This window comes from Janthinobacterium sp. LS2A, assembly GCF_036543145.1.
GTDB classification, from domain to species: Bacteria; Pseudomonadota; Gammaproteobacteria; order Burkholderiales; family Burkholderiaceae_D; genus Janthinobacterium; species Janthinobacterium aestuarii.
This window is the reverse complement of sequence record NZ_JAZHPB010000009.1, coordinates 210116-223724: the sequence shown is the minus strand read 5'-3', so window position 1 is coordinate 223724 and position 13609 is coordinate 210116. Positions and strand designations below refer to the sequence as shown.

The following is a 13609-nucleotide window of genomic DNA, read 5'->3' as shown; positions in this document are numbered from 1 at the left end:
GTGGGAACCCCACCTCTGTCCTGAAACCGCAAGAGTTTCTCTTGCTTGAGCGAAGGATGCAAAATGAACCTGATCTATAACAGCGAACAATATAGCGTTGTGGAATTCGGCGTCGATGGCGACCTGGAAGCCCTGCGCTTTGGCGGTTATGAAATCGTCGACAAGGGGGGCAAGCGGGAAACGTTTATCGCCGGTATCCTTGCGCAAAACTTCCGCCGCGACGTCACGGAATTGATCGCCAGCGAACCGAGCATGGAAGAGATCGATGAATTCTTGGGTAGCTACGATTCCCTCATGAGCCAGCCCGTCCTGTTGCACTGATGTGATAGCCATCGCCGCCATACCAATCCGCCAGACGGCGTGGTATGGTGGCCGTGTTATCCAGCTGCAAACAGACCATGTGCCAACTTCTCGGAATGAATTGCAATGTCCCCACGGACATTGTCTTTAGTTTTACCGGCTTCGCCATGCGCGGCGGCCATACCGATACCCACCATGATGGCTGGGGCATCGCCTTTTTCGAGGGCGCCGGCGTGCGCCATTTTGTCGACCACCAGGCGGCCATCGCCTCGCCTGTGGCCGAACTGATCAAACGCTACCCGATCAAGTCGCGCAATGTCATCGCGCATATCCGCAAGGCCACGCAAGGCCAGGTGGCGCTGGAAAACTGCCACCCCTTCGTGCGCGAACTGTGGGGCCGCTACTGGGTCTTTGCCCACAATGGCGATTTGAAGGATTTCAACCCCGTGCTGACGGGCAGTTACCGTCCCGTCGGCTGCACCGACAGCGAGCGGGCTTTCTGCTACTTGCTGCAGGAATTGCACGCGCGCTTTGGCGACGCCCCGCCGGCTTTGCCACAACTGCATGCGGCGCTGGCGGACTTGTTGCCCAGCATCGCGGCCCACGGCACGTTCAACATGATGCTGTCGAGCGGCGAGGCGCTGTTTGCCCATTGCTCGACCAGCTTGCACTATCTGGTGCGACAACATCCGTTTCCAACTGCTAAACTCTCCGATGAAGACCTGAGCGTGGACTTTTCCCAGGTGACGACGCCCCAGGACAGAGTGGCCGTGATCGTTACCCAGCCGCTGACGACGAATGAACAATGGACGGCGTTTGTGCCCGGCGAATTGAAATTATTTGTCGACGGGATGGTGCAAGACACGCCAGTGGCCTAATTTGTTGACGACAATACGCTGGATTGCTGCCAAAATACCCACAGCGCGGGCGGAATTCAGCTAAAGTATTGTCAATAGTGAACCTTGATGCGGGCGCGGCGCGGCCGGTGTCACTCGACGTGATTGATGAAGAGTTAATGATCGATATTTCCAGCAACGACATCACCCCGAAACCCTTGCGCGTGCGCGAGTTTTATCTGGGTCGACAACCTATCCTCGACCGCAACCAGGCCCTGTTCGGCTATGAGTTGCTATTCCGCAACGCTCCGGTCGGCCCCGCCAACATTACCAGCGACCTGTCCGCCACGGCGTCCGTCATCGCCCACGCTTCCCAACTGGGCATGGAAAAGGTCATCGGCGACGCGCTCGGTTTCGTCAACGTCGATGCCGACGTGATCATGAGCGACATCTTCGTCTTCCTGCCGCGTGAAAAAGTCGTGCTGGAAATCGTCGAATCGATGCCCGTCACGCCGGAAGTGCGCGCGCGCATCAGCGAACTGGTGGGCCATGGCTTCACCTTCGCGCTGGAAAACGTCGTCTCCGATACGGCGCAAGTGCAGGAACTGTTGCCGCTGGTGCAGTACGTCAAGATGGACATGAGCACGGTCGACCCGAAAGTGCTGGCGGCGCTGGCGCCCCGTTTCAAGCGGGAAAACAAGAAACTGGTGGCGGAAAAGGTCGAGACGCGCGAAGAATTCAAGTCGGGCCTGGACCTGGGCTTCGATTACTTCCAGGGTTATTACTTTGCCAAGCCGGCCATCATGACGGGCAAGAAGTTGTCGCCGTCGCAACTGGCCGTCATGGAACTGATGACCTTGGTGACGTCGGACGCCGACAACATGGACATCGAGCGCGCCATCAAGCGCGACGTGTCCCTGGCCCTGAACCTGCTGCGCCTGGTCAATACGCCGGCCGTGGGCGCGCGCCAGCGCATCGATTCGCTGAGCCAGGCCGTCACCGTATTGGGCCGCCGCCAATTGCAGCGCTGGCTGCAAATCATGCTGTACGCGGAGCCAAGCAAGCGCGGCCATAGCATGACGCCGCTGCTGATGCTGGCCACCACGCGCGGCCGTTTGCTCGAATTGCTCGCACATAAACTGCGCCCGAACCACGCCCACTCGGCCGATATCGCCTTTACGGTCGGCATCATGTCACTGATGGATACCCTGTTCGGCGTGCCGATGTCGGAAATCCTCAGCCAGATCGAAGTGATCGACGAAGTGGCTGAAGCGCTGCTGTCGCGCGAGGGATTCTACGGCGACCTGCTGCGCCTGGCTGAATGTATCGAGCGCATCGAAGACATGGAAGGCGAGATCGTGCCGACCCTGCGCGACCTGGCCATGTCGCCGGACGACCTGGTGGAGCTGGAAATGGCCGCCTACGAATGGAGCGATAACGTCGTCCGCTACGCACTGTAGGTCGGATTAGGCCCAAAGGGCCGTAATCCGACAACATTGTTGGCGCGTTCTCAAAAGCCCTGCACGGCGTCGCCGTAGCAGGGCTTTTTTACGCCATCACGCCGCCGCGCCGGGCCAGTGCTTGTGCAGCTCGGGGTCGGTGCGCAGTTCCCACAGGGCCAGCACGACGACGGCGATACCGACGAGCAGTTCGTTCCACATGACGACGGGCTGATCGGCCAGGCGCAGGATCCACGGCGAGGCGGCGACCCACACGCCGACGAGCAGGTTGACGACGACGGCCCAGAAATAGGTCTTGTACAGGTCGAAGGCGGCCAGCACGGCGATCACCAGGCCCGAGACAAGGGCGTTGATCATCTGCGGCGAGCCTTCGGGATAGGAAAAGGCCCAGGGCGAGACGACCAGCCATAAGCCCAGCAACAGGATCACTTGGTCCTGCCAGCGTTTCAGTTTGAAGTTGGTTGCCATATATCCTCCTTAGCCAGTCAGGGAACGGGCCGGAGCGGGCATGCAGCATGCCGGCCGGCATACTGCGTTAGTGCGCTGCGGCGCGCGGAAAGTTCCGCGCGCCTTGTGCTTAAATTATGACAGATTGGGCGCCAGCCAGCGTTCCACGTCCTCGATATTGGCGCCACGGCGCTTGGCCATGTCTTCCACCTGGTCCATGCCGATCTTGCCGACGACGAAGTATTTCGACTCCGGGTGGGCAAAGTAAAAGCCGGACACGGCCGCGCCGGGGAACATGGCATACGATTCCGTCAGCTGCATGCCGATTTCCTCGGCCTGCATGACCTCGAACATCTGTTTCTTGACCGTGTGCTCGGGGCAGGCCGGGTAGCCGGGCGCCGGGCGGATGCCGACATATTTCTCGGCGATCATGTCGTCGTTGCCCAGGTGCTCGTCCGGCACATAGCCCCACAAATCCTTGCGCACGCGCTCGTGCAGGTATTCGGCAAACGCCTCGGCCAGGCGGTCCGCCAGCGATTTCAACATGATGGACGAGTAATCGTCGTGCGCATCCTCGAAGCGCTTTTCGTACTTTTCAATGCCCAGGCCGGACGTGACGGCGAACATGCCGATGTAATCCTTCACGCCCGATGCTTTCGGCGCAATGAAGTCGGCCAGGCACTGGTTTGGACGCTGCACGCCGTCGACCACGGGTTTGACGCCTTGCTGGCGCATGCCGTAGTACGTAAATGCCACGGTACTGCGCGTATCGTCCGTGTACACCTCGATATCGTCGTCATTGACGCTGTTCGCTGGCAGCAAGGACACGACGCCGTTGGCCGTCAGCCAGCGCCCATCGATGAGTTTTTTCAGCAAGGCCTGGCCTTCCGCGTACACCTTGGTGGCCGCGTCGCCCACCACTTCATCGGTCAAAATGGCGGGGAAGGGGCCGGCCAGGTCCCAGGTCTGGAAGAACGGGCCCCAGTCGATATAGTTGGCCAGGGTGGCCAGGTCGACATTTTTAAAGACGCGCCGGCCGATGAACTTCGGTTTCACGGGTGTGCAGGCGCCGTCGAACGGCACGACCATGCGGTTGGCGCGCGCTTGCGCCAGCGGCAGGATGGGCAGCGCCTTCTTGTTGGCGTGCTGCTCGCGGATGCGTGCATAGTCGAGTTCGATGTCTTCCACGTATTTTTCGCGCTGCTCCGGCGTCAGCAACGATTGCGCGACGGACACGGAACGCGAGGCGTCCGGCACGTAGATCACGGGGCCTTCGTAGTTGTGCGCGATTTTCACGGCCGTGTGGGCGCGGCTGGTGGTAGCGCCGCCGATCAGCAGGGGAATCTTGAGCATGCGGAAATGTTCGTCACGCTGCATTTCCTTGGCGACGTACGCCATTTCTTCCAGCGATGGCGTGATCAGTCCCGAGAGACCGATGATGTCCGCGTTTTCCACCTTGGCGCGAGCGAGGATTTCCGAGCACGGCACCATCACGCCCATGTTCACCACTTCGAAGTTATTGCACTGCAGAACGACGGTGACGATGTTCTTGCCGATGTCATGCACATCGCCTTTGACGGTCGCCATGATGATCTTGCCTTTCGGCTTGGCGACGATGCCCGTGCGTTTTTCTTCCAGCAGCTTTTCTTCCTCGATGAACGGAATCAAGTGGGCCACGGCCTGTTTCATCACGCGCGCCGATTTCACCACTTGCGGCAGGAACATCTTGCCTTGGCCAAACAGGTCGCCGACCACGTCCATGCCGGCCATCAAGGGGCCCTCGATCACGTGGATGGGGCGCCCGCCATTGTGCAGCAGTTCCTGGCGCGCTTCTTCCGTGTCTTCCACGATGAATTGCGTGATGCCGTGCACCAGCGCGTGCGACAGGCGCGCCTGCACCGTGCCTTCGCGCCAGGCCAGGGTTTGCGCTTCGGCCTTGCCGCCCGCCTTCAGGGTGCCGGCAAATTCGATCATGCGTTCAGTTGAGTCTTCGCGGCGGTTCAGCACCACGTCTTCCACGCGCTCGCGCAGTTCCGGGTCGAGGTTGTCGTACACGCCCACCATGCCGGCGTTGACGATGCCCATGGTCATGCCCGCCTTTATGGCGTGGTACAGGAAAACGGTATGGATGGCTTCGCGGGCTGGATCGTTGCCGCGGAAACTGAACGACACGTTTGACACGCCGCCTGAGATCTTCGCGTACGGCAAGTTTTCCTTGATCCAGCGCGTGGCGTTGATGAAGTCGACGGCGTAGTTGTTGTGCTCTTCGATACCGGTGGCGACGGCAAAGATGTTCGGATCGAAAATGATGTCTTCGGGCGGGAAGTCCAGCGCATCGATCAGCAGGTGATACGCGCGCGCGCAAATTTCGATCTTGCGCTCGAAGGTGTCGGCTTGCCCCTTCTCATCGAAAGCCATGACGATGACGGCCGCGCCGTAGCGGCGGCACAGTTTCGCCTGGCGCAGGAATTCCTCTTCGCCTTCCTTCATGGAGATCGAATTGACGATGGCCTTGCCCTGCACGCATTTGAGGCCCGCTTCGATGACCGACCATTTCGACGAGTCGACCATGATGGGCACGCGCGAAATGTCGGGTTCCGAGGCGATCAGGTTCAAAAAGCGCGTCATGGCGGCCAGCGAATCGAGCATCGCTTCGTCCATGTTGATGTCGATCACTTGTGCGCCATTTTCTACCTGCTGGCGGGCAACGGACAGCGCTTCGTCGTATTGCTCGTTGAGGATCATGCGCGCGAACGCTTTCGAGCCCGTGACGTTGGTGCGCTCGCCGACGTTGACGAACAGCGACGCGTCATTGACGACGAACGGTTCCAGGCCGGCCAGGCGCAAGTCGTGCGATGGGGCTGGCACGGCGCGCGGCGTGTTTTTCGACAGCAATTGGCCGATGGCGGCGATGTGCTCGGGCGTGGTGCCGCAGCAGCCGCCCGCCATGTTCAAGAATCCCGCGTCGGCAAATTCACGCAGCAGGGCGGACGTGTCGGCTGGCAACTCGTCGAAACCCGTGTCGCTCATGGGGTTGGGCAAGCCCGCGTTCGGGTAGATGCACACAAAGGTGTCGGCGATCTTGGCCAGCTCTTCCGCGTATGGACGCATCAGGGCGGCGCCCAGTGCGCAGTTCAGGCCGATGGTCAGCGGTTTCGCGTGGCGCACGGAATTCCAGAAGGCGGGCACGGTCTGGCCCGACAAAATGCGGCCCGAGGCGTCCGTGACGGTGCCCGAAATCATCAAAGGCAGGCGCACGACAGTCGGGTTTTGCTCGTAGAACAGGTCGATGGCGAACAGGGCCGCCTTGCAGTTCAAGGTATCGAAAATGGTTTCCACCAGCAGCACGTCGGCGCCGCCTTCCACCAGGCCCTGCGTCTGCTGCAGGTAGGCGGCCACCAGCTGGTCGAAGGTGACGTTGCGCGCGGCCGGGTCGTTCACGTCGGGCGAGATCGACGCCGTCTTTGGCGTCGGTCCCAGGGCACCGGCGACGAAGCGCGGCTTGTCCGGCGTGGAATACTTGTCGCAGGCGGCGCGCGCCAGCTTGGCCGCCTGCACGTTCATTTCATAGGCCAGGTGGGCCATGTGGTAATCGTCTTGCGCGATCGTCGTGGCGCCGAAGGTATTCGTTTCGATCAGGTCGGCGCCGGCCGCCAGGTAGCGCTCGTGGATTTCCTGGATGATGTGCGGCTGCGTCAGGGTCAGCAGCTCATTGTTGCCCTTGACGAACAGTTCGCGCGCGCCACTGTCGGCCGGCGCGGCGAAATCGATGAAGCGGCCGGTGGGACCGCCACGGTACGCTTCTTCGTCGAGCTTGTATTGCTGGATGATCGTGCCCATGGCGCCGTCGAGGATCATGATCCGCTGCGCCAGGATGGCGCGCAAGGTGGCTTCGGTCGGGGACATGGCGGGGATCACGGTATCGTTCATTTCATGCTTTCAATAGGCAAACGGGCGGCGGCGCGGCGACAAGACTGTATGAGGCGGTTGCGGGTCAGCAGGATCAGCTGACGGAGTGTGCCGGCCGGGTAGGGCTGGCAGAAGGTGGCAATCGCCTGATTTCACCGGGTCTAAAATTATACGGCATCAGGCTGCTTTGGTTTTAAGCAAAAGCGGCTGTTCGCCCCACAGCAGGCCAGGTTGCAACACATTGCAACACATCGGCTTGCGCCGCGCCTGCTTCTGAAAATTACATTCCTGAAAATCTTACTCAAAACGTTAATTCTTCCGCCAAACTTGGCAGGAAGGCACGGCGTCTAGGCTGTGGAAAAATTTCCACATTATTTGCGCACTGTCAGAATCTTTTTAATGAATTGAATGGCAATAGCTGCAAAGGAAAATAATTTTGATTTAAGACAAGACAGAGTGAAGCGAATAATTCTTAGAATAAATCTTTCCAAGTCGATACTTTAACTATTATCAAAACCAATTGAATCAAAAGCATTAATAGTTGTCCTTGGGAATCGAATTAACCCATAATATGGGTTCTTCGAAATTACATTCTCACCAAAAGTCACCAATATGTCACATTTCTCCCGTGTCCTCCCCGGCATCGCGCTGCATCAACATGGTTGCCAGCCATGAAAAACCATCTGCTTGTAGCATTGTTTGTCGTGCTGGGCCTGTCCGCTTGCGGCGGAGGCGGCGGTGGCGGTGGTGACACGGTGGTGGCGACCACCTCGGGTACGCCAGTGCTGGTTCCTGCCGTGACGGCCGTCTCGGCGGCGAATGTCGCCGTGGGTGGCAGCTTGGTGGTGACGGGCACGAATCTGAGCCGCGTGACGGCTTTTCAGGTGGGCGGCGTGAACGTTGCCGCCAGCGCCAGCAGCGACAGCAGCGTAACCCTGGCCATGCCGGGCGTGCCCGTTACGGGCGCCTTGAGCCTGGTCAGCGCCAGCGGCACGGCGACCACCAGCTATAACGTGAACGTGTACCTGCCGCTGAGCGTGAGCAGTGTCGCACCGGCAACGGGCGGCGTCGGTTCCAGCGTGACGATCGCGGGCGGCGGCATGGGCGCCGTGACGGCGGTGCAGTTCGGCAATGGCGCGGCGGCAACGCCGCAAAGCCAGACGGCCGGCAGCGTGACGGTGGTGGTGCCTGCGGGCGCGGCGACAGGTGCGCTGACGGTGCGCGGTCCCTACAACGATGTGGCCAGCAGCGACACGTATACAGTCTTGGCAAACGTGGCAGTGACGTCGATCGCGTCGGCCGTCAACGGCGCGACCTTGTCGGTGACGCTGCAGGGCAGCAATCTCGACCAGGTCAGTTCGGCCACGGTGGGCAGTACGCCAGCCGCCATCGTCAGCGCCAGTGCCAGCCAGCTGGTGCTGTCCGCGCCAGCGTCGGCAACGGGCAGCGTGATGCTGTCGGCCGCTTCGCGCATCGCCGTGAATGCGGGCACGGTGTCGGCCTTTACCTTGGGCAGCATTGATTTCGCGCAGGTACTGAATTTGAATGCCAGCGATGCAGCCTTGCGCCTGACGCGCGGCAAGCCGGCCGCCGTGCGCGTGTCCGTGCTGGCCACGCAAACAGGCCAGGCCAGCCCGGCCGTGACCTTGAATGCTACGGCTGCCAATGGCAGCAACCTGGGCAGCATCACCATGAGCGGCCCGTCGGTCTTGCCGACGTCGAAAAGCGATTACAGTTTCAACGGCAATTTCAGCGCCATCCTGCCGTCCGGCTGGGTTCTGCCTGGCGTGCGCGTGCGCGTGACGGCCGTGGGCAATGACGGCGTGCAAGTGAGTCAGGAAGCGGCGCCCGTGGTGGCCAGCCTGGCCAGGATCCGTCTGGTGCTGGTACCGTTGAGCACCGATGATGGCGTGGCGCAACTGCCTGACGCCGAGGTGATCCGTGCCGCGCTGCTGCGCGTGTATCCGTATGCGGCGGAAAATATCAGCATCACCACGCGCGCGGCGCTGAGCATGCCTGGCAGCAGCACGGCCGACAGCTGGTGGAGCGATACCCTGGGCAAGCTGGAAAACCAGCGCGCACTGGAAGACCGCGGCGCCTATTATTATGGTTTCGTGCCGAAAATGTCCTCCACGCGCGCCGCCGGCCTGGCCTACATCAACCAGCGCAGCAGCGGCAACGACTTCACGTCGGCCATCGGCCTGGACGCCCGGTTCAACAGCATTGCCTCCGTCGATCCATTCGGCAATCAATGGCCTGAATGGCTGACTACGCTGGTGCATGAGCTGGGTCACAACCACTCGTTGCAGCACGTTGCCTGTGGCGGTCCGTCCGGTGCCGCTGCCGACTACCCGTATGCGAATGGCGATCTGGGTCCGCAACCGCTGTACAACAGCAGCTATGCGGGCAGCATTGGCCAGTTGAGCAAGGCAGTCTATGGCAGCACGCCGATGAAAGACGTGATGAGCTATTGCAGCGGCGCCTGGTTCTCCGACTACAGCTATGTGCGCGTACAGCAATTCCTGGAGAAGCGCAGCACGCAGGTTACTGGCAGCAATGTGGTGGCCGCCAGCATGTCCGTGGCCGAGAATGGCTATCTGACGATTTCCGGCCGTATCACGCCATCTGGCGTGGGGCTGCGTCCCGCCGTTGCCTCGTCGGTGCGCATCGGCGCAGCGGCCAGCGGCAGCGGCCATGCTTATACCTTGCGCGTGCTGACGGCGTTGGGACAGACTATCGACTTGCCCTTCGATGCCGTCTCCGTGGCCGACCATGGCGGCAACGCCATGAGCCATTTCCGCGTCAGCTTCGCCAACCCGGGCGACATCAGCGACGTGCAAGTGCTGGCAAATGGCAAGGCTTTGGCCAAGTTGGAGCGCCCGGCGCGCCGCAGCAAGGTCGCCGCCAACGATGCCACGTTCGATGCGGTACAAAGCGGCGGCAAGCTGGCGCTGGTCTGGAATGCCGAGGCGGAACCGTACGCCGCCGTGCTGCACGTCGCCGCCGATGGCCGCAAGACGGTGGTCGCCAGTGACTTGACCGGTGGCAAAGCCAGCGTCGACGTCAGCGCCTTGCCGGCCGGTGGCCGCTTCGAGGTCAGCCTGTCGTCGTCCGTGGGCGCACGCCTGATGAAGGTGCAGCGCCGCTAAGCAAGGGCGGTCGATGCAACAAGGGCTTGCCGCGGCAAGCCCTTTTTTTATGCGCGCAGGCATTGGTGCATAAACTGCACAGATCCTGTGCCTGGCGGGGGCTGCCGTTTTATCTCCCGCCTGCCTAGAATGGGGCTTCATCCACTTGCGGAGCATCCCATGCCCATCCTGAACCTGCGTTTATCCACGCCACCCAAGGCGGGCCAGTCGGCCGCCATCGCCGCCACCCTGAGTCAATTGACGGCGCAACTGTTGCACAAGGCGCCCGAGCTGACGTCGGTGGCGATCAGCCATCTTGACGCAGCGCACTGGTTTGTCGGCGGGCCCTCGTTGCAAGCGCAAGGCAAGGCCAGCTTTTTCCTCGATATCCTGATCAGCGATGAAACGAATACGGCGGCGGAAAAGGCCGCGTATATCGCCGCCGTGTTTGCCGCCATGCACGAGTATCTCGGCGCCTTGCACGACGTCAGCTACATCCATGTGCACGATGCGCGCCAGGCGGCCTGGGGCTACGGCGGCTTGACGCAGCAATTCCGCGCCGTGCGCAAGGCGCTGCAGCAGGCCTGATCAATCCCAGCGGCGATTTTGATAGTGTTGCACGGCGAAATCGATGAAGGCCCTGACCTTCGGCGACAACTGTCTGCTGTGCGGATACAGCGCGTACAAGGTGCGTGGACGCAAGGTGTAGCCGGGCAAGACTTCCACCAGCTGGCCGCTGCGCAGCGCATCGCGCACGATGAAGCCGGCCGCGGCGGCAATCCCCATGCCGCCCACGGCCGCTTCACGCAGGGCCACGCTCGTATTGGCTTGCAGGCTGCCGCGTACGGCCACCTTGTGGGCGGCGCCGTCACCATCGGTGAACGACCACTCCGCCGGCTTCTCGCCAGAGGTGTACATCAGGCAATTGTGCTGGACCAGGTCTTGCGGCGTGGCCGGATGGCCATGGCGGGCCAGGTAGGCGGGCGAGGCGACGGCCACCGTGCGGCTGCTGGCCAGCTGGCGCGCCACCAGGGTGGAGTCGGGCAAGCCGCGCGCCAGGCGCAGCGCCACGTCGAAGCCATCGTCGATCAGGTCGACGATGCGGTCATTGCAGACGAGATCGATGTGGATATGCGGATATTGGCGGCTGAAATCGGGCAGCCAGGCGGCCAGCTCCAGGGTGCCGAAAGCCATCGGCGCATTGATGCGCAAGCTGCCGGACGGTTGCGCCTGGTGCATGGCGACGGCGCGGTCGGCCGCGTCAAGGGCGTCGAGGATATCGCGGCTGGCCAAGTAGTATTCCTGGCCGGCGGCCGTCAGGGCGAAGCGGCGCGTGGTGCGGTTGAGTAACTGGGCGCCCAGCTGGCTTTCCAGCTGGCGCACCTGGCGCGAGACGATGGAGTGGGAAATGCCCAGCGCGGCGCCGGCGGCCGTGAAGCTGCCCAGTTCCACGACGCGGCGCAGGGCGCGCAGGGCGGTCAGCTGGTCCATGGGCGCGTGCCGGTTTAAACGAAGCGCTTGCCTTCGAGGGGGAAGCCCTTGATGAACTCGGCCGCAGGCAGGCGCTTGCCGCCCGGCTTTTGCAGTTCCGTCAGGCGCAGCGAGCCATTGCCGCAAGCCACGACGATGCCGTGCTGGGCGTCGGCCGCCAGCACCTGGCCAGGCGCCTCCTTGCTGTCCGCCTCGATTACCTCGGCGGCCCAGATCTTGATGGTGACGCCATCGACCTGGCCGCAGGCGCCGGGAAACGGATTGAAGGCGCGGATTTTCAGGCCCAGTTCCAGCGCCGGCAGGCTGAAATCGAGTGCCGCTTCTTCCTTGGCGATTTTCGCCGCGTAGGTGACGCCCGCTTCCGGCTGAGGCACGGCTTCGAGCGGCTGCTGCTGCTGCATCTTGCGCAGGGTTTCGACGATCATCTTGCCGCCCAGGGTGGCCAGCTTGTCGTGCAAGGTGGCGGTGGAGTCGCCCGCCTCGATGGGCGTGCGCTCGATGGCCAGCATGGGGCCCGTATCGAGGCCTTCTTCCATCTGCATGATGGTCACGCCCGTTTCATCGTCGCCCGCTTCGATGGCGCGGTGAATCGGTGCGGCACCGCGCCAGCGCGGCAGCAGGGAACCATGGATATTGATGCAGGGTTTGATGTCGAGCGTGCTGCGCGGCAAGATCAAGCCGTAGGCCGCCACCACCATGACGTCGTAGTCGGTCGCCAGCAGGCGTTCGTGGGCCGCTTTCGCTTCGGCGGCGCGCTGCGGGTCCTTGCTGTCCATGCGCAAGGACAACGGTTGCAGCACCTCGATGCCGTGCTGCTGGGCATACTGTTTGACGGCCGAGGCGTGCAATTGCATGCCGCGTCCGGCGGGGCGGTCGGGCTGGGTCAGCACCAGCGGAATCTCGAATCCCGCTTCGTGCAAGTCTTTCAGGGCCGTGGCGGCGAATTCAGGCGTGCCTGCGAAGATCACTTTCATATGGTTCCTTGACGTGAGGTGCGCAGGCCCGCGCCGAAGGCGCCAGGCTGGCGTGGTGTAACGACTACTGTTGCTTAGTTTATCAGCTGTACTGCAAAAACTCCTTGAACACCTTACAAAACCGTAGCGAGCGGAAGCGAATTGTGGCTGAGAAGCGGAACTGTGCTTGAGCACAGTGAGCATCGCAGGCCGCAAGTCGCGACGCGCAGTAGGTTTGGTCAGGTGTTTTCAGAAACGGCGGTTCTGCGCGCGCAAGCTCGCTTCGCGCTCGAGACCACGGATTTCCTTGATCATCTTGGTCTTGATGCGGTTGCGCTTGAGCGGCGACAGGTATTCGACGAATACCTTGCCCAGCAAGTGATCCATCTCATGTTGGATGCAGACGGCCAGCAAGCCATCGGCTTCCAGTTCGTACTGCTTGCCGTGGCGGTCCAGGGCGCGCACCTTGATGCGGGCCGGGCGCTCGACGCCATCGTAGACGCCAGGCACGGACAGACAGCCTTCGTCGTAGACCTGCTTTTCTTCGCTGGCCCAGGTGATTTCCGGGTTGATGAAGACTTGCAACTGGTTTTTCTCTTCGGTGGTGTCGATCACCATCATCTGGATATGCTCGTCCACTTGCGACGCGGCCAGGCCGACGCCAGGGGCGTCGTACATGGTTTCGGCCATGTCGTCGATCAGGGTTTGCAGGCGCGCGTCAAATTCGGTGACGGGCTTGGCGATCGTGTGCAGGCGAGGATCGGGGTAACGCAGGATATTTAATATGGACATACGGATTCGACTGGTTAAGGTGGGCGCCGGTGCGCCGGATTATTCATGCCTGGGCCATGCGAACGATGGCAGGGCTATTTTATTTTTGAGTACGCTACGGTTGGGCGCGTGTGGCGCAACGGCGCGGCAGATGCGTTTGCCAGTGCGCTATTCGTTTGCTGCAAAGGGAAATTTTATCACAGACACCCATGGCCCTGTGGGCGGCGGGCCGTTTTGCAGCGCCATTGCACGCATTGTTGCGCGCGTCGGTATCGCGTCCGTGCCATGGCGCTAGCATGGGATGGCACAGTACA

The 13609-nt window shown here is 61.7% G+C and carries 10 protein-coding genes; 5 read left to right on the top strand and 5 right to left on the bottom strand.

The features are described from left to right. The first annotated feature begins 63 nt into the window (after positions 1-63). The 3 genes from V3C40_RS23580 (at position 64) to V3C40_RS23570 (ending at position 2596) form a co-directional block, all read left to right on the top strand. Positions 64-321: a BTH_I0359 family protein gene (locus V3C40_RS23580; protein WP_034749313.1), complete on the top strand. Its 258-nt coding sequence runs from the start codon at positions 64-66 to the stop codon at positions 319-321. A 77-nt stretch (positions 322-398) separates the two neighbouring features. Then, positions 399-1178: a class II glutamine amidotransferase gene (locus V3C40_RS23575; RefSeq protein WP_080698502.1), complete on the top strand. Its 780-nt coding sequence runs from the start codon at positions 399-401 to the stop codon at positions 1176-1178. Positions 1179-1315: 137 nt separating this feature from the next. After that, the gene (locus V3C40_RS23570) at positions 1316-2596 is read left to right on the top strand and encodes an EAL and HDOD domain-containing protein (protein ID WP_034749309.1); all 1281 of its coding nucleotides are present in this window, start codon (positions 1316-1318) and stop codon (positions 2594-2596) included. Between the two features lie 96 nt (positions 2597-2692). On the opposite strand, the gene V3C40_RS23565 is transcribed toward V3C40_RS23570, so the two are convergent. Together V3C40_RS23565 and metH are read right to left on the bottom strand one after the other, a co-directional pair. Beyond that, entirely contained in the window at positions 2693-3064 is a 372-nt protein-coding gene (locus V3C40_RS23565; protein WP_051990989.1) for an SPW repeat protein, read from the bottom strand. Positions 3065-3178: 114 nt separating this feature from the next. Continuing rightward, complete coding sequence (gene metH, locus V3C40_RS23560) at positions 3179-6973, bottom strand: methionine synthase (protein ID WP_331778668.1); 3795 nt, start codon at positions 6971-6973, stop codon at positions 3179-3181. Positions 6974-7623: 650 nt separating this feature from the next. Between metH and V3C40_RS23555 the strand changes: the two genes are divergently transcribed. Beyond that, entirely contained in the window at positions 7624-10101 is a 2478-nt protein-coding gene (locus V3C40_RS23555; RefSeq protein WP_219330026.1) for an IPT/TIG domain-containing protein, read from the top strand. A gap of 159 nt (positions 10102-10260) precedes the next feature. Next, positions 10261-10668: a tautomerase family protein gene (locus V3C40_RS23550; protein WP_072456698.1), complete on the top strand. Its 408-nt coding sequence runs from the start codon at positions 10261-10263 to the stop codon at positions 10666-10668. Here V3C40_RS23550 and V3C40_RS23545 read toward each other — a convergent pair whose 3' ends face one another. The 3 genes from V3C40_RS23545 to def all read right to left on the bottom strand — a co-directional run bounded on the left by V3C40_RS23545 (position 10669) and on the right by def (position 13316). Next, entirely contained in the window at positions 10669-11571 is a 903-nt protein-coding gene (locus V3C40_RS23545) for a LysR family transcriptional regulator (protein ID WP_072456701.1), read from the bottom strand. A gap of 14 nt (positions 11572-11585) precedes the next feature. Beyond that, entirely contained in the window at positions 11586-12545 is a 960-nt protein-coding gene (gene fmt, locus V3C40_RS23540; protein ID WP_219330024.1) for a methionyl-tRNA formyltransferase, read from the bottom strand. Between the two features lie 228 nt (positions 12546-12773). After that, positions 12774-13316, bottom strand: coding sequence for a peptide deformylase (def, locus tag V3C40_RS23535; protein ID WP_034749294.1), 543 nt, complete (start codon positions 13314-13316; stop codon positions 12774-12776). Between the last annotated feature and the right edge of the window lie 293 nt (positions 13317-13609).

What these genes read in the sequence shown, in the direction of transcription:
- V3C40_RS23580 (WP_034749313.1), top strand. Translation starts at nt 64, where the DNA reads ATGAACCTGATCTATAACAGCGAACAATATAGCGTTGTGGAATTCGGC.
- V3C40_RS23575 (WP_080698502.1), top strand. Translation starts at nt 399, where the DNA reads ATGTGCCAACTTCTCGGAATGAATTGCAATGTCCCCACGGACATTGTC.
- V3C40_RS23570 (WP_034749309.1), top strand. Translation starts at nt 1,316, where the DNA reads ATGATCGATATTTCCAGCAACGACATCACCCCGAAACCCTTGCGCGTG.
- V3C40_RS23565 (WP_051990989.1), bottom strand. Translation starts at nt 3,064, where the DNA reads ATGGCAACCAACTTCAAACTGAAACGCTGGCAGGACCAAGTGATCCTG.
- metH (WP_331778668.1), bottom strand. Translation starts at nt 6,973, where the DNA reads ATGAACGATACCGTGATCCCCGCCATGTCCCCGACCGAAGCCACCTTG.
- V3C40_RS23555 (WP_219330026.1), top strand. Translation starts at nt 7,624, where the DNA reads ATGAAAAACCATCTGCTTGTAGCATTGTTTGTCGTGCTGGGCCTGTCC.
- V3C40_RS23550 (WP_072456698.1), top strand. Translation starts at nt 10,261, where the DNA reads ATGCCCATCCTGAACCTGCGTTTATCCACGCCACCCAAGGCGGGCCAG.
- V3C40_RS23545 (WP_072456701.1), bottom strand. Translation starts at nt 11,571, where the DNA reads ATGGACCAGCTGACCGCCCTGCGCGCCCTGCGCCGCGTCGTGGAACTG.
- fmt (WP_219330024.1), bottom strand. Translation starts at nt 12,545, where the DNA reads ATGAAAGTGATCTTCGCAGGCACGCCTGAATTCGCCGCCACGGCCCTG.
- def (WP_034749294.1), bottom strand. Translation starts at nt 13,316, where the DNA reads ATGTCCATATTAAATATCCTGCGTTACCCCGATCCTCGCCTGCACACG.